This is a genomic window from Agrobacterium sp. lyk4-40-TYG-31 (genome assembly GCF_030209855.1).
Taxonomy (GTDB): Bacteria; Pseudomonadota; Alphaproteobacteria; order Rhizobiales; family Rhizobiaceae; genus Agrobacterium; species Agrobacterium vaccinii.
In genome coordinates this window covers 1-17,397 of record NZ_JARVRE010000015.1, presented here as the reverse complement: position 1 = coordinate 17,397, position 17,397 = coordinate 1, and the positions used below count along the sequence as shown (strand labels likewise).

The following is a 17,397-nucleotide window of genomic DNA, read 5'->3' as shown; positions in this document are numbered from 1 at the left end:
TTTTGGCCAGACGCGTAATCAATTTGAGCAAGAGACGTAATAGCCTGCTCTTGAAGCGATGTGAACTTAGGACACCTAGATGAGCACTGTCCTCATCTGGACCAAGGATTGATTGCTTTCAGGCCAGCGGCCTCAAAAGGGCTCACGTCGCGAGTTGAGATCGCGAGATCGTTTGCCGCCGCTGTGGCCGCAATATGGCCATCCGCGAAGCCGATTGCTTTTCCAGACGCTCGGGCGCGAGCCATCAGCTCGGAATAAAACTGACAAGTGGTCAGACCGAAGGACAGGATGCGAGCGGAAAAGAGTGGCAGCACTTCTCCTGCTGACATTGATCTCGCGGGATGTAGATGCCGGTTTTCCGATTGGCACCGACGCTTTTGTCCTGCGAGATGGCGTCATCGAAAACGCGGTCACTAAAACCGATCTGAGTCTTGAGTTTGGTGGAAACCGAGGACTGCGAAGAGACTATAATCTTGAGCGCCCATGCCCCGCAAAGCCACATGATCCGCTCTATGCTCGGCCGAAACACCGTCAAACGTTTAGTGCGCGAGGTCGAACTCTCTCTCAACGTGCTTTATGGTTTTTCTACATTGATGACGGCAGAGCCTCCAGAAAAGCGCGCAATGTAATACGCGTCATGAACCGGTTTCGCTTCCACGCGTTTGATCCGTTCGCGTTACGCCTTTCAGGATCATCAATGACAGATACTCACGTCCCGCAACAGTTTGTGCTGCTCGATGGAGTACGGGGGCTGGCGGCGGTTGCGATTGTGCATCGGCATGCTGAAGTCTTTTTTGGCAGACCGGAAGCATCGAGCTATCTGGCTGTGGACTTGTTCTTTGCGCTCAGCGGTTTCGTGTTGGCTCACGCCTACGGCGAGCGGCTTGCGAGCGGACAAATGAAGCCGCTAAACTTCATGAAGGCGCGGTTCTTAAGGCTGTATCCGCTTTATGGTTTGGCGCTGCTGCTGATGACAACCTTCTTCGTCTGTCTGTATTTCCTCGATCTACCAACTCCCATTGATGATCTTCACCGGAAGATACAGCCTGCAGAACTGGGTTTTGCCTTGGTGACGGGGCTGCTGTTTTTACCGGCTCCCTTTACGCTGACGCTCAATGGTGCGCTGTTTCTGGTCAGCCCCGCTTGGTCGCTGTTCAATGAACTGGTGGTCAACATCGCCTATGCTCTCAAGGGCGCTCGCGCGCAGGTGAAGACAATTGGCGTCATTTTAGCCTTGAGCGCTTGTGTCCTTATCATCGCAACCATCCATTCTGGGAAGCTTCATCTCGGTTTTCGATGGCACGAGATGTATGCAGGCATGGGTAGAGTATTTATTTCGTTCTTCGCCGGTGTGCTCATTTATCGCTTTCGCTGTCAAACAATCAAAACCCGTCCTGCGCTGGCCGTGCTGTGCCTGTCAGTCGTTGCTTTGGTGCTGTTTCTGCCCATCACCGACGAAATTCGCCCGATATTCGACCTCGTCATCGTGCTGATTGTCTGGCCAATCCTCTTAAGTGTGGCGTCCGCAATCGAGGCGGGCGGCTGGCTTGATCGGGTTTCGAGCTTTCTGGGAACAGCGTCTTACGCCGTCTACGTGCTGCACATCCCACTGCTTGCGTGGACGGTATTTCTCGTGCCCCGTCCCGGTGACGCAGGCTGGGCAATCCCGGCTGGCCTGACCTTTATAGTGGCAACGGTCTTTATCTCATATGCTTTGACCGTATACTTCGATCAACCCCTCCAAATACGAATGAAAAAGCGCCTGAAAACCAGCTCCGTGAGCAACGTTCTTCAAGCGCCTTAAGTTTTAAGCAGTTTACCGATTACGCCGCGCCAGCAGGGTCACCTATCGGCAAAAGCGCAGGATCAAGCGTAGGATCGTTTGGATTTTTGCTATCGCCCGGGTCTTGAACGGGAGGCGTCAGCGGCTTCTCTTGAACACGGTCCGGAACTCCCGGCGTCGATGTCGGGCCTCGTGGTGAGGATGCCGGGTCTGTCGGGAAACTATCATTGTTAGGCATGGTTCCACTCCTCGTTGGGGTCATGCATAAATAACCCGCGCAAGTCACAGGGGTTCCCGAGATTATGCGAACCACGCGAGACGCCGCGTTGCCGGGGAGCGAAATACGGGCCGCTTTTACGAAGGCAGAAGCCGGAAATCCGCACCTTCCGGCAAGAGTTGCCCGCCATCGACGGCGATTGTCGTGCCGGTTATGTAGCTGGCATCATCTGACACCAGAAAGAGGAAGGCGTTGGCGACGTCTTTTGGTGCGCCGAGGCGGCCAAGCGGGATGGAAACTTTCATATTTTCGATAGAGGCAGGGCTTCTATGCAGTTGGACGGCTTCTACCAACTTGTACTCTGATCGGTGAATAGCGAGGACAACTTGCCCTTCTTCACAATGTTATTAAGGTTTTTCTGATGAACTACGCGAATGACAAAGTCTCCCAGATCAAAGCCGCTCCTTCGTGAGACCGAAGCCCCGATCCGCTCGAGGCCGCGCCGCAAGCGTAATGCGGCTCAGCCGCAGCTGCTTTTCGATCCTATGCCCGACCGCGTTGAGCCGACACTCGCGCAATTGAAGGCAAAGCCGCCGCAAGGGCCCGAATGGTCCTGGGAGGTAAAATGGGATGGATACCGCCTTGCCGTTCATATCGAACCGCAGGGTGTGCGAATTCTGACCCGCGGTGGCCATGACTGGACACACCGGTTTCCAGCCATTGAACAAGCGGCACGCGCGCTTGGTCCGGCGACGATGATCATCGATGGCGAGGCCGTCATACTCGACGCGGAAGGTCGCTCGGATTTCGGGCTGCTGCAGCAATCGCTTGGTGCCGCGGGCAATCGGGCCTCGAATGCCATCCTCTACGCGTTTGATCTTCTTTACCTCGATGGGCATGATCTGCGCGGTATCGAATACCGATCGCGTCGGCATCTGCTAGAGGACACCCTGAAGGACCAGAACGCCGCCATCCGGCTCTCGGAAACGATCGACGCTGATCCTGTCGCACTCCTCGAGCACGCGCGCAGCCTTGGTCTCGAAGGCATCGTCGGCAAGCATGTCGATCAGCCCTACCGTTCAGGACGAACCGGGGACTGGGTGAAACTCAAATGCGTCCAGAGTGAAGCGTTTTTCATAGCCGGCTATGAGACCTCAACGGCATCATCTGGTGGCATCGCATCCCTGGCGCTTGCCGCATATAGCGGTGGCGAAATTATCTATGTCGGCAACGTCGGCACGGGTTTCAAAGAGGCTGAGGCCCTCAAGCTTCGAAAGATGCTCGACAAGCTCCAATGGAAACAGAAACGGCCGCCACTGGATGGCGTCGAAAACAACAATATCGTCTGGGTTCACCCGACCCTGATCACAGAGATCGAGTTCAGGGCGTGGACAGCCGATGGAAAGCTGCGTCATGCGGCATATAAGGGCCTGCGAGAGCGGCAAGACAATGCTGACGTGTTCAATTTTGCTTAAACCCACCCGCCCGGCTCGGGCTGTACTTCCCAGAGGCTGGAGCCGGTCAAGACTTCGCCGATATCGCGCTCAGTTCTTCAAGATCGAGATCGTGCTCGAGTTCCCGGAGCGATTCATCATCGATCTGTCCGGCACGGTGGAGCCTGATGAGCTCCCGCCTGCCCGCAGCAACCGCTTCCAAAACGACGTCGAAATGGGCATGAAGCAGCGGCGAATAATGTTCCGTGCGCTTGGCATATCTGACGGCCGCCGCCAAACGATGCTCGTATCTCTCCAACAGTTGTGGATGGATGAGTTCACCATCGCCATCATAAGCAAGATCTTGCACCGTTTTTAGTTGTACCTCCGCCATAGCGGCTTCTGCCTGGCTCATCGTCAGCGGTGCGCTCTCTGGTTCGATGTCGCCTAGACCCGCCCAGGCGACAACCCGCCCAAGGGTTGTTCCCTGTAAAAGAACCGTTCCCACGATAACGGCGAATGACATTACGAGGATGAAGTCGCGGCCCGGAAAGTCGCCCGGTAAGCTCAAAGCGAGCGCCAGCGTCACGACGCCTCGCATGCCTGCCCAACCCAGGACTGTTACTCCACCCGCCCCAATCGGCACCGTACGTGCTCGTCCGGTTGAGTGGAATAGTCTGATGACGATGTCGGCTCCCAAAATCCAGGCAAACCTTGCCGCCACTAGCGTCACGAGGATCACGGCGGCCGGCAGAGCCATAGATTCGACAAGCGCGCCGAATCCGCCTCCTCGTTCCACCACATCACGAAGCGATAGCCCGATGAGGATGAAGACTGCAGCCTCCATTAAGAAGACGAGAACATTCCAAAAGGAAGTGCCGCGCATTCGCGTCGCCGCCGACAATACTGTGTGTTGGTGCCAAGATGCTATCAGCCCTGCAGTCACGGTGGCGATGACGCCCGAAACATGTACCTGCTCAGCCACAAGATAGGATACCCAGGACATGATCGCCGTTGCCGAGATCATGAGGTACTCGTCACCCAATCGGCGGACGAGCTTCACCCATGCAAAAGCAACGACCCCACCCACCGCAGCGCCGCCGATAGCCAGAACGAAGAAGGCACCGAGAGCGTCTGTCGTGCTGAACGTACCGCCCGCCGCAGCTGCGACGGCAAATCGGAACAGCACCAATCCACTGGCGTCATTCAGTAGACTTTCGCCCTCAAGAAGTATCTGAAGTCGCCTTGGCAGATTTACACGCTCCAGCACTGCCCGCGCCGAAACCGCGTCGGGAGGCGAAACGATGGCCCCAAGCGCTGCACAGGCCGCCCATGGCAGTGATGGCATCAAGAGATGGACGACAATCGCGACAATCACTGTCGTAAACAGCACCGCGCCAATGGCAAGCGACGCTATTCCGAAGACGTGCCGTTTCAACCGGTCCACGGCAATCGACCATGCCCCGTCTAGCAAAAGCGGCGGCAGAAAGATCACCAGAACCAGTTCGGGATTGACAGAAATCGTGGGCAGTCCTGGCACGAATGCCAACATCGCGCCGCCTGCAAGAAGTGCGACGGATGGCGGCAGACCCAAGCGCTGCGCAAGATAGTGCAGAACAATGATCGCCAGCAGCATCGCAATCACCAGTTCAAAGAGATGCGTCCCGTCCATATGCTTCCCCATCGGCAGACTGGAACCGCATCAAATGACGAGTTCCGAAGAAAACGCAACGCTCGTTTCAAACCAACACTCGAGCGATGGCGAAGTCACTAATAACAGAGGGCTGCGCGATCTGAGGCTGAAAGCAATTTGAGATGACGCTAGTCCCTCGCAAGATCGCTTCCAGTGGAGAAGCCGTTTAACTTTACGCCACCTGTCGCTGCAAAAAAGGCGACGAGCCAAATCATGTTTGATAACCACGCTGTGAAAGGTAGCTTGGCTAAAGGGAACTGACAATGAACCAACTTAATCGAGGGATGCTTGTGTCAGCATTGATCTGGCTATCGTTATCCGCACCAGGCCTCGCTGACGACAAGTCGCTCAACGAGTTCATGATTGATCAAGGTTGCGCGCTTGGCCCTTCAACAATGTCGGCTGCAATCGCTGCCAAGATCGATCCGTCCACGATCACAAAGCTCATCGCAGATGCTCTGGCAGACAGCAAGACGGCGAAGACTGGAGAATGGTTGGTTCTTTCCAAAGACAAGTGCGAAATTAGACCGCCGCGCATCCACAGCGAAATAGCAATCGACGATCCAGAGGTTTCACAGCACCTCCGTGGTCGATGCCTTCATAAAGGACGGATTTCCTGGCTGTTTCCTTGACGCTTCGTCGTTGCGACATAAGTTGCGGATGTCTCGAGGGTGGAGCGCCGATAAGGCAACTCAGGAATATCTTCGCTTTTTTAGCTCGGGCTTGATCACTGGCGATCTGGCGTTCTTCTCCCCTGATCCGCTCCAAACTCCGCCAGGGGTGATGGTATTGCGCGGCGCGTGCGCGAGTGCGGGGCAGATTGAGAACGTGCGGAAAAGCCATGAGCTTCTGATAGGAAATTTCGACGCTCTGATCCGGGCAGACGCTGCAGGCGAAGCAACCTGTGAGAGCTCTGGGGTACCAAGTTGGAAGTTTCCTGAAGTGTCGCAGCGCATTCTCGGTAGGAAAGCACCAAATGCGTGGATGGGGTACGAAATCACGTTTATTGCCATGGGCGCGGGCTGGTACGAGGGACAGTCTGCAACGCAGAAGGGTCGTCCTCGCCCTCCCCTATGCCGCTATGCAACAGATTGATGATCCTCGAGCCCAGTTCATTTCCATTTTTGGATCCCTTTCGGGAGTTGATGTATCGCCCAACATATGCTGACCGAGCAGCTTCGCGACCTCGAGCGCAACGGCATCGTCATTCGCAACGCCTACTTCGAGATACCGCCAAGGGTCGAATATGTGCTTTCGCAGGCCGGCTTCGACCTCATTCCGACTTTTGCGACCTTGCGGGTGTCATCCGGCTGACCCCTTGGGGACGCGGAAGGGTGACCCCATATGCTAGGCAGGATGATCCGGAAGTGTATCAATTTTGCTGCCCCGACGGGGTCATCCTTCGGTGCTTATGGCGGGGTCAAATGGCTCGCCGCAACACAACAAGCAAAAGCCACGGTAAGTTTGGCAAGCACCAGAGCCGGTCCGCCGAGAAGGTGAGGGAAGACGGCCAGCCCATTACTGTTTGCTTGAACATGCGCATGATAAAAAACATGGCCTGCTGAGAGATTAGTCGTGATAGATGCGTTCGAACTCAACATCATGAGCAGATCAGGAAGAGAGCATGGATGGAAGGATCTGTCGTTAGGGTCACGTTGTCTTTGATTGGCCCAGGAATTCTTACTGTCTTCGCAGCGGCTTTTTCTGCCGCGTGGCTGATCGATCGCAAAAGGCATTACTTATTATTGCTTTCTGGGTCGTGTCTTCTGTTTGCCTTGGGAGTGGTGGCGCAGGTCATGTACTGGCCGCGTGACACTGGATTAAACGCCATGGTCTCCGGCGCGTTCTACACGTGCGCAGTGGTGTCGGCCGCCCAGGGCATACTCTTGCGCTCTTCTCAAAGCATCAGCGGCAGATTCGCCTTGTCAGTTACGCTGTCTATCATGGCGCTGCTATGGTACTTTTTCTATGTCGATCGTAGCCTGATTGCTCGCATTTACATCCAGAATTTTGGATATGGCGCGATATTGATTTTCACAGCAGGGAAACTGTTGCGTAGTCGAATGGCTCGGCCGGTAGACAATGTTCTATTCTGGACCCTGCTACTTTTTGGTGCTCACTTTTTTCCCCGAACGATGTTTACGATCGGTTTTTCCGAGCCGATCAGCCCATCCGCATTCGCCGACACGGTGTTTTGGCAGGCATTGCAATTATCGCTCGCCGTGCTGGGTGCCGCACTCGCTTTGGCCATTCTTTCCGCAGCCATGGTTGATATAATCGGCGATTTGAGAAATGAGCGCGATCGAGATCATCTGACAAAACTTCTCAATCGGCGTGGCTTCGAGGCAGCCATAAGTGCCATACCGCCCAGAACAACCTCCCACGCGCTCATCCTCTGTGACGTTGACTGGTTCAAATCAGTCAACGATGAGTACGGTCACGACACGGGAGATGCTGTGCTGAAACGAATTGCTTCTGTGCTCCAGAAAACAGCCCGCAAGCACGATATAGTGGGTCGATTGGGCGGCGAGGAATTCGCTGTCTATTTAACCGACGCTACCGTTGTTGAGGCACACGATTGTGCCGAACGTTTTAGGAAGGCGATCCGATCTGCCGACTTCTCGGACATGCTTGGCTCTAGGCGCATAACCGTCAGTTTCGGGGTAGCTGTTGGGTCGGGGGAATGGGTAAGGATGTACAAAACTGCAGATGCAAGGCTCTACGAAGCAAAGAAAAAGGGCCGAGACCAGACGGTCTCAGTTGACCACGCTTCTTCGCACATTTTGGGCGCAGAGCAATAATCGCCATCCAGCAAATTCATCAAAAAGCCGCAGCCTCGATTGCAACCGGCCAGCCATGGTGCTGCAGTACGCTCGAATGCCGTGGTTCAAAATGAGGGGGATCACGACAGAACTACCCACCTACATTATCTATACCGCCTTGAAGGGATGTGAACCCGCGACCTACTATTTGGATGTAGGCATGAAAGCGATCTTCCATGGTTTCAGGATATTTAGCTAGTTGCGTAATCCCTTATGGCGTCGTGGTCACCGCCTGCGCCCTCGAGCCGGCAAGCTCTTTCAGCCAATCCATTAAGACCTGGATGTGGACCCCGAAATCCCTCGCCGACTCTGATCCACCCTTGTGGATGACCGCTGCAACTTTCCCATCATCGTCGAGAATCGGTCCGCCGGACATCCCTTGGGCCAGTTTCTAAAAAACCTCGATTAGTTGAACTGAGCTTTTCACCGGAAGTGAATTCACGTACCCGGGGCGAACATTCAGTTTATCGCCCGGGCCAAACTTGGATAACCGGCTATCATTTCGTTGATCCGGGGCGTGGCGGCAGGCCTTTGGCAACACGGTCGGCGGAAAGCCTCTCCTCGTAGCCGGCTCGGCCGAACTCTTCGATAGGGATGCTCTGCAACTCGAAATTCAGGACGTTGAGATTTGCAGACGCATCCAGGATCACCTGCTCGGCCATGGTGATGGGCCGACCGGGCACTCTTGTTGCTGCAATCCATTGGGTCCTGTTTATGATGAACGCGGCAAAATCGGCCAGCTGTAGGCCCGGAACGTCGACCGAATTGCGGAAGCGGACCTCCGGGCCTTCGATGCCGTCGGCCCAGTTTGGTAAAGCCCGATTTCTTCCTGCTGGCAATATGCCTTCGTCGGCGTACAGGGGAAACGGTAGCTTGAAATTTTCAGGCGCTTGGTTCCTCAGGACGCGAAGACGTCGGCACACTTCCGAACACAAAAGGAGCAGGCCGAAGTGCGAAAGATCCGCGGTATCCCAGTCACCTGACCGGAAAGGGCGACCGGTAACCGGATGATCAGCGCGGGTGAATTCCGACACACTCTGATGAACGATGGGTAGGTCAAATGCCCTGATCAATCGGGACATGAGGCCGATGATCTTCGCCCGCTCATCCACTGCCACCGTCTTCCAAAGGCCTTTTCCGCTGTAGATTTCTGTGAAATGAAGCTCATCCACCCTGAACTCGCCACGGATGCCGTTCAGAAAGATCTCCATACCTTCCTGAACTTTCTCCGCCACCGGCGACGGTACGATGACGGCAGTCCACGCCTTTCTCGAGGAGGGAAGGAAATCCGAACCCGATTGCGCTCCGGGATTACCCGAGTCATCGAAGTAGATCGCACCTGTCAGAATTCGTGTTGCAGTCATGAGGTCCCTTAGCCGTCGCCATGTCGAAGCCGCGTGAGTACCCGAGCGGAGCTGAACAAAATTCGTTTCGGGTGCCGCAATGTTTTCGACGGTTAAATATCGTTCTGATAGATAGAGTCGAGACAGTGAGTTCTAAATGGAAGCCGGCCAGAAAATCTTCGAAGACATTCTTGAGGCGCATATCAGCTCGAACATCGAGAGCTCGATACTGCCGACTGAAACGACTATCTGCAGAAGGCTACTGGATCGGCGCGCAGAACTTGGCGATGCCTGCAAAGATCTATGGGTCAAGAGTGAGCAGAGCCAGTTTCACCTCTCAGTCTTCATCGACGGCCTTCTCGGAATAGCTGCCGAGTGGAATCCTCAAAAGATGGCCGAGGCCCGCATGCAGCGAGACCGGCTTGACCAAGTGAATGATAGGATCAGCGAGATTGCGTTCGAACTTGCGGAGCTTTTGCGCGAGCGCTCCACTCTTCATGACCATTCCGGGTTTTCGAGTGACACCTATTACCATGTCGTCGATGTGATCAACGAAGCCGCTCAGACGAATTACCGCTTCAACTCCTTCGTGCAGGAACCGCTCGCGCAGATACGGGGTCAGTTTGATTTTAAATACTGGCCAACGCTCCCCGATATTGCCGCAACAATTGCCGTCGATGCTGCCGAAGCGCGGGCTACCGCCCACAACGCCATGACTGCTGCTGGAACCGCGTCTTCACGTCCCTCGCTGACGGATTTCTTCAGGGCCTGGCTCGAACTCATCGAAGACAACGTAGACGAACGTCTTTTGCCCTGCGGGTTCAAACTAACCGACGCGTCGCTTGCTTCTCTTGGGAACTGCGCGTTGGATCTGGGACCGGACAAAGCTGTCGGCGCGGACTATGTGAAGCGCCTGCGCCAAAGAGTTCGCAACAACGAAAAACGATAGATACAACCCGCCGCTATACGGATAGGTCCGCCAGATAGAAACTTGACGGGCGGCTCTCATGTTTTCGGCCAACTATGGAGACCTGCGAGGCACGCAGCTTATTGAGGATCGCGAGAGCTACGTCAGGACTGCCGCTCAACCCCTTCCTATCGTGATCGAGATGAAGAGCGGCTTGATCCGTTTCTGCGATCTCTTCGCCCTGTTGCAATCTCTTGATGGCCGCGTCGAGTGCCTTTTGAACGAAGTGCCGACGACTTTCACCGGGCTTATGAGCTTGCCAGGGCCAGAACACCTTCCCCGTTGTCGCCTCTTCTATCAATCGTATTTGAGGTCGCGGATCGCTCTAAAGTGCGATGCCGGTCCGCTCTTCAATTTGCTTTTTGATAAATCCCTTAGCGAGATCCCGCAGCAGGTCGAGCGTGAAGCCTCTTGCAGATAGCGCGCCCTCCTTCGTCTTTTTCCATATTTCCGGATCTCTGACGGTCTCCAAGAAGTCATGCCCTAACCAAGTCAGCCGCGTCGGCAGTATACGATCAAACGCATATTCATCGTCGGGTACGGCATCACCTTCTATCAGCCTAGCTTCGAGAAGCAATCGAAGGTGCTCAGCAACGACTTGCGACTCATGATCCCCAGCTTCGATTTCGATATCGCCGCCATAGCCCTGGTCGAATTTCTCGATCTGCAAAAGGAGATATCGCACCAAGTCCATGTCGCGCTTCACGGCAATCCTCCGAATGTTGTTGAGAAATGTGACGACTCAATTGATCGACAGCTGCAAGAAATACTACCTTAGATACATGATCAAAACACCGTTAGACAGGCGCGTTTCTGTTGTGCTCGAGGGCGAAGCCGTCGAACTTCGCCTCAGCGAATTGCGTGGGATGCCCTGTCTCGTGCTTCTCGGTGAGCCTGGGATCGGAAAATCGACGGCACTTGAGTACGAGGCAAGTCAGGAAGGTGGAGAGCACCTCCGATAGCGTTGTTTGGAAGCCGTTCGGGCATTCGTACGAATAGTCCTGGTCCCGCACGATCGGCTTTCGATCCTTTTCGTGAAACAGGCGACCGTGATCAATCCCGGGATCGTTCTTCGAACCAATGAGCTCCATTTTGCCGATATCGAGAGTGATGTAAGTTCCCATTGAAGATTACCCCTCGCCGCCCCGGCTCCGCTGTGATCATCAGTGATGATTGAAGTCAGAATTCGGCCATCTTGAACAGACGTCCAGCTTGTCCGCTATCGTCCAGTCGAAGAACTATCTCGTCATCTGCGAATGCAACGAGCTTACCCTTGGAATCGCGAGGCAGGTCAGACGCGATGACTGTCATAATATATTGAAGCTTTCGGTGGCTGACCTGCTCGCGGACAAGCTCGAGGAAGGCCAGCTTCTTTCGATCGTCGAGAGCTTCAAACATTCCGTCGTGATACACGAAATGAAAGAACGGAATGTCTTCGTAAACGCGCAGGAGCGCCAGGTCGAACAAGGCGCAGATCAGCTTCTTGTAGCTGGTACCCTCACCTTGGCTGGAGGCAACGCCCTTTTGCCCGGCAAGACCCAGGCTGATCTTGTAGTCAAGATTGTTGTTAGAGTTGATGTGAAAGAAGAAGATGCCTTCATGGCTGAGCACTTTTTGACAGTATTCGTTAAAAATCCTGGCGAAGCGTTCATAGATCACCGTCGGCTTTTCAAGCATAGCCTTGATCTCGTCAACGACCCGGCCACGATCACGCTCTGCCTCGCGGACCTGCCTCGCAGTTTCCGCCACAGCCTCAAGCTTTTTGCGTTGCTCGCCAAGATATACAAGCTGGGCCTTCTGTTGCGTCACGTCCTTCTGCAAAGCCTTGAACTTTTCGAAGGTGTCCGTCGAGCGAAGAACCTTCAGACGCTCGACTCGCCGAGCATCAAGCAACGTCTTTTGATCTTCGGCAGCCGATAGCGCGACCTCAAGCTCCTTGCGGCGCTTACGCAAGGCGGCATTTCGCTCTTGGGTGACCTTCTTCTTAAATTCCACGAGCTCGCCATACTGCTTTTTGAGCTGCGTCGGAAAATGAAGCTTTGCTTCATCGAAGATCGATTGAACTTCGCCCAGATCGAACTTGTCCTTATGGCTGAGAGAGCTGTCGATCTGGCCAATATCGTATCGTGCATCGTAGATCTGCTGATTGAGCGAGGCGATCTCGTCCTCAATGGTGTCGACGAGCTCGCGCATTATCCGACGTTCTTCATCGTCGAAGCGGAAGGCATCGAGCTGCCCCTCCAAATCCTCGACATGCTGATAGAGGACCCCGAGTTCCGCCGTCAGTTTGGGAAGGTCCTCTTCTTTGAACTGGACCTCAGACTGTTGTTCAGCCTGCTTTTCCTGGAGTTTCGCAATGCGTTCGTCCAGCTCGTATTTTCGGGTGATCGGATTCTGATTGAAGCCAAAAAGATGAGCAACAAACGGCTTCCAATGAAGATCACGCCCGGCCTGGAACTTCTGCAGCTGCAGTTCATCACTCCAGTCGCCCTGAGAGCGCAGGAAGTAGGTGATCGCCTTTCTGTAGTCGTAAGGTTGAAGCGCACGCAGATCGAGCCATGCGTCAAGAAGCTTGATCGCTTCATCGATCGGCAAATCTGGATGATCCCAGACGTCGTCGGCAGCGCCGTCAAAGTTTTGATCGGGATCTTCATGACGGGAAAGGGCGACGCGCGTGGGTGCAGCAACACTACGCCTGATCGTGGCATACCCACCACCATTCAAGGCGATCTCGAGGTAAAAAACAAAATCGGCGAAACGATCCCGATGTTTGTAGAGAAAGCTGTCCTGCGACCATCCCTTCAACATCAGGAAATCGATTAGCTGCAATAGCGTCGTCTTGCCGAGATTATGCGAATCTTTCTTTCGATCCTTGGGATGCTTGACCTCGCCGAGCACGATGTTCAGCCGATCTGCGTTAGCTCCATGATTGAACCCGATCGGTGAAAGAATATTAGGCAAGTTCGAGTAAAGGCGACTGATTTGCATTGTCAATCAGCCTTGTATTCGAGAGTGTCGTTCTTGATGTGGTACTCTGCCTTACCCAGCAAAAACAGCAGGTCGAGAGCGGCGAGGAACGAAAGTTCCCCATCCGCCCCAACCCGCCGGATGACAACACCGCGCAGCTTCTCGAACTCGCAAACACCGCGCTTTTGCAGCTCCTTTAGGACAAGCGAGAACACGCGCAGCAGCGAGGTATCGAGGTTCAGGTGCTTCTTAGGCGTCAGCATGGACGACATCTCTGTTTTCCTCCAGCTGCTTGATCCCGATATCGCAATTGAAATACATATAGTGCAGCAGGATCGAAATGAGGCGTCGCTTGCCCTTCAAAACGTCGCGTTTCTGCTGAATTTGCTCATACATGAACAGGAAGATGTCGTCGAACGCCCCGAACTGGGCGCGCTTTGCGATGATCTTTTGCTTCAGCTCGTCGGCGGCGTCGTGATACAGCGCTGCGAACTCGTCGTTCCTCGGATTTTGGAGGAATTGCGCCACTCGGTCGAAATGCGGCATGGATTGTGCAACGATTACTTGGCTATAATACTCGTCTGAAACCCCGTTGAGCTTGTTTTTCAACGGCATTTTCAACTTCTCAAAGTCGAATGCGCTTTCAAAGGCGCTTTGCCCGTCGTCCTTGGTGTAGGAATGGAGCGCGCCGATTACCTCAGCCAGGTCGTCTGGATTGAAGCGAAAGGGCGAAGGATCGAGCAGATTCGGCAGTGTTTCGCGAATATCAGGATAATCGTCGACAGCTAGATGAAGACGCTCGACACCAATAATGTGGGCGGATGTCACACCAAGCGCCTTGAGATCCTTCATATATTTCTCATCCGCGCCGCCCGTATATTTTCGGTTGGAGAAAACGAGGTAGTGATCGCAGATGCCCTCACCATTAAGGCGCTTGATCTTCCCGTGTTCCCTCGCGAGTAGCCCTGCGAAATCGGGATCGGAGCATGATTTGTTTGGCGCAGCGATATGCTTGGCCTGCAGGACGAAATGCCCAGACAGAGGTGAAGCCGTACTTGGAAAGGTGTTGGCGGTCCCGTGGAATTTTCCGTCTCGGCCGCCGTCCCGTCCACGTGCAAAAGGCGTTACACCTTCGCCGAGCCAACGCACGCAAATGCGGACGACGAGTCTTTCGAACTCGTCCTCATTTAGCTCGTGCAGTCTGTAATCGCGTGGCAACATAGGACCAGATTTGCAAACAAAAGTTGAATATAGCTCTAACGTTTTTGGACTATCCGAGCGCAATTGAGTTTGCAACGCTCTCGGTTACTTATTTGAAGGAATCCTGACATATCAAGAGGACTGCGCCACTACACCACTCCCCACGCGCGGAACCTCCCCCTTCCCGTCATCTCCCTGAGGCCGAGTTCCAACACGATCCGCCGGGCCGCCTGCGGCGTCACCTCGAGCGCCTTCGCCACCACCCCGGCCGACACCAACGGTTTCGCCATGACGAGCTCAACCAGCTCCGGCAGTTTTGACGACGTCCGCCGTCCTTCCAACTTTCGGTCCATCATCGTTTTCGCCAGCGTCAGCCTGCCATGTTCTTTCATGCCGATCTCGGCGGCCGCCAAAAATCCGTGGGCGATGGCGCACAGCCGCGTCTCTCGATCGCGATGGCGGCGCCGATCGACAGGGATGGTTTTGAGGCCGATGTTGATGGCGGCGAGATGGGCGGCGGTTGTGATGCCGGCCTCGCGCAGGATGGAGGCGGCAAACAGCCGGCCAAGCCAGGGCGCATGCTGCAGGACCAACAATTCGTTCCAGGCATCGAGAGCAATGATCGCCTGCAACACCGCCGGCAGTTCTTGTGCCTGGCGCAGCACGCTGCGCCATTCGTCGAGCCGGGCATCCTCGTCCCAGTCGAGATCATAGACGAGAGGATCTCGGTCGCGGGTATCAGCCGGAGCCCCGCCGGGCCTCTTGGCGTCTTCAATCGCTGCCTCGGATCGGGCGAGCAGCGCGTCGATGGCGGCATAATCAACGCCGGGCAGATTTTTTGCGTCATCCCCATCATCTCCCTCCCCTTCCTGATCGACCATTCCTGCGGGCTCGATACTGCTGTCGTCCGCGGTGTTTTCAGAACCGTCTGATGGTCCAGGCCACGCCTGGGTCTGTCGCAAGGTCCGGATACCTTCGGGCGAGAGTGCCCAGTCAGGCAACTGCCCACTGATACGCCGGCGAGTGCGGAGAATGTCGCGGGCGATTGTGAGTTCATGGGTGGGTGTGCGGATGTCGCGGGTAGCGTCGTGGAGGACGAGGTCTTCGAGATGGACAAGTTCGCCGTCGATCCACAGCGAGGCGCAGGCATCGGCGAAATTTTGGCGTTCGAGGAAGCCGGCGCCGACGGGCGAGCGCGAAATGCGCTCATCTAGACGTGTGATTGCGAGACCCGCGTCGAAAGCCGGCCTCATCAGGGCAGTCATGCTGATTTTCGCGATATCATAAGTCATTGAAATCATGGTAAATGATTTTTTACACGAACTCTAGATAAATATTAAGGTTCCTCACATTGTACGAATTTTGGCTGGGCGCCTAACCATCGATAAGTATCCCTTATCAGATATTAGCCATCTATATCGAAGTTCTTGCCATCTTATCGCATCCGCACTATGTTTAAACGATAAATTTCGAGGAAACATCATGTCTGAACCCCAACTGTCCATTCGTAGCGGCAAGGCCCGCGACCTCGCCCATGCTCTCGCGCGTCGCACCGGTCAGCCCATCAATCGTTTGGTAGAGCTGGCGCTGGAACGCTACGATATCGAATTGAGACAGCAGGATAAAAAGCATCCACTGGAAGCGGTTTGGGAGCTCGCCGCCGAAGGCCGCCGCAACGTTCAAGCAGGCACTACCTCCGCTCATGACGACCTCTATGATGAAAACGGCCTGCCGATATGATTGCACTCGATACGTCGGTTATTGTTGCCATTCTCCTTGAGGAGCCGGAGGCGGATGTTTTCAAGTCGATCTTACAGCAGGGAAAGATTGTTATCGGATGGCCGACGCTGTTTGAAACAAGAACGGTTTTGACAGCAAAGGGCTTTTCCAATCCGGGTGACATCGTCACCCGCTTCTCGGCCGCGCCAAACATTATGCCCATGTCTTTCGATGGAGAGCATTATCGAGCGGCCGAGTTGGCTTTGGACAAATATGGCAAGGGGCGTCACCCGGCGAGCCTGAACATGGGCGATTGTTTTTCCTACGCTGTCGCTGCAGTTTCCAAAGCGCCACTTCTGTTTAAGGGCCATGATTTTGGCCAGACGGACCTGAAACTGCATCCAGCGTCATCCATGACATGACAGATAAAAGCCAAACCATCGTCGAACGCAGGGTCTTGCAGCTCGACACGATTGCAGCGGTCTTGCCGCTCGAACGTCGCGACGAGCTGGCTGAGCTTTTGACCGATCAAGATATCGAGACGCTTCGCCATCTGGTCAATGAGGGCATGGGTGCCAACACGCTGCGGGCACTGACGTCAGACCTTGCCTATCTACAGGCTTGGTCGCTAGCGGCAACCGGAGCCTCCCTCCCCTGGCCTGCACCCGAAGCCCTCCTGCTCAAATTCGTCGCCCATCATCTATGGGATCCCGAAAAGCGCATCAGCGATCGTGATCACGGCATGCCGCAAAATGTCGATCGTCTTCTGCGGGACCAGGGGTTTCTGAAATCCATCGGTCCCCACGCGCCCGACACGGTCCGGAGGCGGCTTGCCTCGTGGTCGACGCTGACGAAATGGCGCGGCCACCAAGGCGTATTTTCCTCCCCTGCCCTTAAACAAGCGATCCGACTGGCTGTCCGCGCCACGCCGCGTCCGCGAAAACGCAAAAGCGCCAAGGCTGTGACCGGCGACGTGCTGGCGAAATTGCTCGCGACCTGCAGCACCGATAGCCTGCGCGACGTCCGTGACCGGGCAATTTTGATGGTGGCGTTTGCCTCCGGTGGTCGTCGGCGCAGCGAAATTGCTAGGCTGCGCAAAGAGCAGTTGACTGTCGAGGTGCCAATTGCGGTCGACAACGCCCCTCCCCTACTCTCGCTTTCCATTCACCTTGGCCGCACAAAAACATCCGGAAGTGAAAACGAGGACGTTGTTTATCTAACGGGGCGGCCCGTCGATGCATTGAATGCATGGA

18 protein-coding genes and 2 pseudogenes are annotated in these 17,397 nt (G+C 55.0%); 9 read left to right on the top strand and 11 right to left on the bottom strand.

Annotated features, from left to right (window positions below):
* Positions 1-92: 92 nt before the first annotated feature.
* Positions 93-335, bottom strand: a pseudogene (locus QRN55_RS24450) (PIN domain-containing protein); the annotation flags it as partial.
* Here QRN55_RS24450 and QRN55_RS22230 point away from each other — a divergent pair.
* Complete coding sequence (locus QRN55_RS22230; RefSeq protein ID WP_284778338.1) at positions 305-1,804, top strand: acyltransferase family protein; 1,500 nt, start codon at positions 305-307, stop codon at positions 1,802-1,804. The pseudogene QRN55_RS24450 and the gene QRN55_RS22230 overlap by 31 nt on opposite strands.
* A gap of 19 nt (positions 1,805-1,823) precedes the next feature.
* Here QRN55_RS22230 and QRN55_RS22225 read toward each other — a convergent pair whose 3' ends face one another.
* Together QRN55_RS22225 and QRN55_RS22220 are read right to left on the bottom strand one after the other, a co-directional pair.
* The gene (locus tag QRN55_RS22225) at positions 1,824-2,021 is read right to left on the bottom strand and encodes a hypothetical protein (protein ID WP_112500338.1); all 198 of its coding nucleotides are present in this window, start codon (positions 2,019-2,021) and stop codon (positions 1,824-1,826) included.
* Between the two features lie 116 nt (positions 2,022-2,137).
* Positions 2,138-2,353 (bottom strand): annotated as a pseudogene (locus QRN55_RS22220) (SDR family oxidoreductase); the annotation flags it as partial.
* 81 nt (positions 2,354-2,434) lie between these two features.
* Here QRN55_RS22220 and ligD point away from each other — a divergent pair.
* On the top strand, positions 2,435-3,475 hold the full coding sequence (gene ligD, locus QRN55_RS22215) for a non-homologous end-joining DNA ligase (protein ID WP_112500337.1): 1,041 nt from the start codon (positions 2,435-2,437) through the stop codon (positions 3,473-3,475).
* Positions 3,476-3,521: 46 nt separating this feature from the next.
* Here the strand turns inward: ligD and QRN55_RS22210 are convergent, their stop codons facing one another.
* On the bottom strand, positions 3,522-5,105 hold the full coding sequence (locus QRN55_RS22210; RefSeq protein WP_077122465.1) for a Na+/H+ antiporter: 1,584 nt from the start codon (positions 5,103-5,105) through the stop codon (positions 3,522-3,524).
* Positions 5,106-5,389: 284 nt separating this feature from the next.
* On the opposite strand from QRN55_RS22210, the gene QRN55_RS22205 reads away from it, so the two are divergent.
* The 3 genes from QRN55_RS22205 (at position 5,390) to QRN55_RS22195 (ending at position 7,927) form a co-directional block, all read left to right on the top strand.
* Positions 5,390-5,758, top strand: coding sequence for a hypothetical protein (locus tag QRN55_RS22205; RefSeq protein WP_162698275.1), 369 nt, complete (start codon positions 5,390-5,392; stop codon positions 5,756-5,758).
* A gap of 529 nt (positions 5,759-6,287) precedes the next feature.
* Positions 6,288-6,440 carry a winged helix-turn-helix transcriptional regulator gene (locus tag QRN55_RS22200; protein ID WP_083731551.1) on the top strand — a complete coding sequence of 51 codons (153 nt, stop codon included), beginning with the start codon at positions 6,288-6,290 and terminating at the stop codon, positions 6,438-6,440.
* Positions 6,441-6,754: 314 nt separating this feature from the next.
* Complete coding sequence (locus tag QRN55_RS22195) at positions 6,755-7,927, top strand: GGDEF domain-containing protein (protein WP_112500334.1); 1,173 nt, start codon at positions 6,755-6,757, stop codon at positions 7,925-7,927.
* A 518-nt stretch (positions 7,928-8,445) separates the two neighbouring features.
* Here the strand turns inward: QRN55_RS22195 and QRN55_RS22185 are convergent.
* On the bottom strand, positions 8,446-9,312 hold the full coding sequence (locus tag QRN55_RS22185) for a DUF3800 domain-containing protein (protein WP_284778336.1): 867 nt from the start codon (positions 9,310-9,312) through the stop codon (positions 8,446-8,448).
* 136 nt (positions 9,313-9,448) lie between these two features.
* On the opposite strand from QRN55_RS22185, the gene QRN55_RS22180 reads away from it, so the two are divergent.
* Positions 9,449-10,240, top strand: coding sequence for a hypothetical protein (locus tag QRN55_RS22180; RefSeq protein WP_112500332.1), 792 nt, complete (start codon positions 9,449-9,451; stop codon positions 10,238-10,240).
* A gap of 343 nt (positions 10,241-10,583) precedes the next feature.
* On the opposite strand, the gene QRN55_RS22175 is transcribed toward QRN55_RS22180, so the two are convergent.
* The 6 genes from QRN55_RS22175 to QRN55_RS22150 all read right to left on the bottom strand — a co-directional run bounded on the left by QRN55_RS22175 (position 10,584) and on the right by QRN55_RS22150 (position 15,726).
* A complete protein-coding gene (locus QRN55_RS22175) occupies positions 10,584-10,964 on the bottom strand; it encodes a DUF2513 domain-containing protein (RefSeq protein WP_284778335.1) in 381 nt (126 codons plus the stop codon).
* A gap of 91 nt (positions 10,965-11,055) precedes the next feature.
* Positions 11,056-11,382: a HEPN/Toprim-associated domain-containing protein gene (locus QRN55_RS22170; protein ID WP_112500329.1), complete on the bottom strand. Its 327-nt coding sequence runs from the start codon at positions 11,380-11,382 to the stop codon at positions 11,056-11,058.
* A 55-nt stretch (positions 11,383-11,437) separates the two neighbouring features.
* Positions 11,438-13,246 carry a DUF2326 domain-containing protein gene (locus tag QRN55_RS22165; protein WP_087747361.1) on the bottom strand — a complete coding sequence of 603 codons (1,809 nt, stop codon included), beginning with the start codon at positions 13,244-13,246 and terminating at the stop codon, positions 11,438-11,440.
* Between the two features lie 2 nt (positions 13,247-13,248).
* Positions 13,249-13,497, bottom strand: a complete 249-nt coding sequence (locus QRN55_RS22160; RefSeq protein ID WP_112500327.1) for an ABC-three component system middle component 8 — start codon at positions 13,495-13,497, stop codon at positions 13,249-13,251.
* Positions 13,475-14,509, bottom strand: coding sequence for an ABC-three component system protein (locus QRN55_RS22155; protein ID WP_284778334.1), 1,035 nt, complete (start codon positions 14,507-14,509; stop codon positions 13,475-13,477). Before QRN55_RS22155 ends, QRN55_RS22160 begins: the two co-directional genes overlap by 23 nt.
* Positions 14,510-14,574: 65 nt before the next feature.
* Positions 14,575-15,726 carry an RHE_PE00001 family protein gene (locus tag QRN55_RS22150; protein ID WP_162698274.1) on the bottom strand — a complete coding sequence of 384 codons (1,152 nt, stop codon included), beginning with the start codon at positions 15,724-15,726 and terminating at the stop codon, positions 14,575-14,577.
* A 181-nt stretch (positions 15,727-15,907) separates the two neighbouring features.
* Here QRN55_RS22150 and QRN55_RS22145 point away from each other — a divergent pair, with 181 nt between their 5' ends.
* The 3 genes from QRN55_RS22145 to QRN55_RS22135 all read left to right on the top strand — a co-directional run.
* The gene (locus QRN55_RS22145; protein ID WP_233125051.1) at positions 15,908-16,165 is read left to right on the top strand and encodes a type II toxin-antitoxin system VapB family antitoxin; all 258 of its coding nucleotides are present in this window, start codon (positions 15,908-15,910) and stop codon (positions 16,163-16,165) included.
* Positions 16,162-16,566, top strand: a complete 405-nt coding sequence (locus QRN55_RS22140) for a type II toxin-antitoxin system VapC family toxin (RefSeq protein WP_233125052.1) — start codon at positions 16,162-16,164, stop codon at positions 16,564-16,566. The genes QRN55_RS22145 and QRN55_RS22140 overlap by 4 nt, the downstream gene beginning before the upstream one ends.
* A partial coding sequence (locus QRN55_RS22135) for a site-specific integrase (RefSeq protein ID WP_284778333.1) occupies positions 16,563-17,397 on the top strand: 835 nt, incomplete at its 3' end. The genes QRN55_RS22140 and QRN55_RS22135, both read left to right, overlap by 4 nt.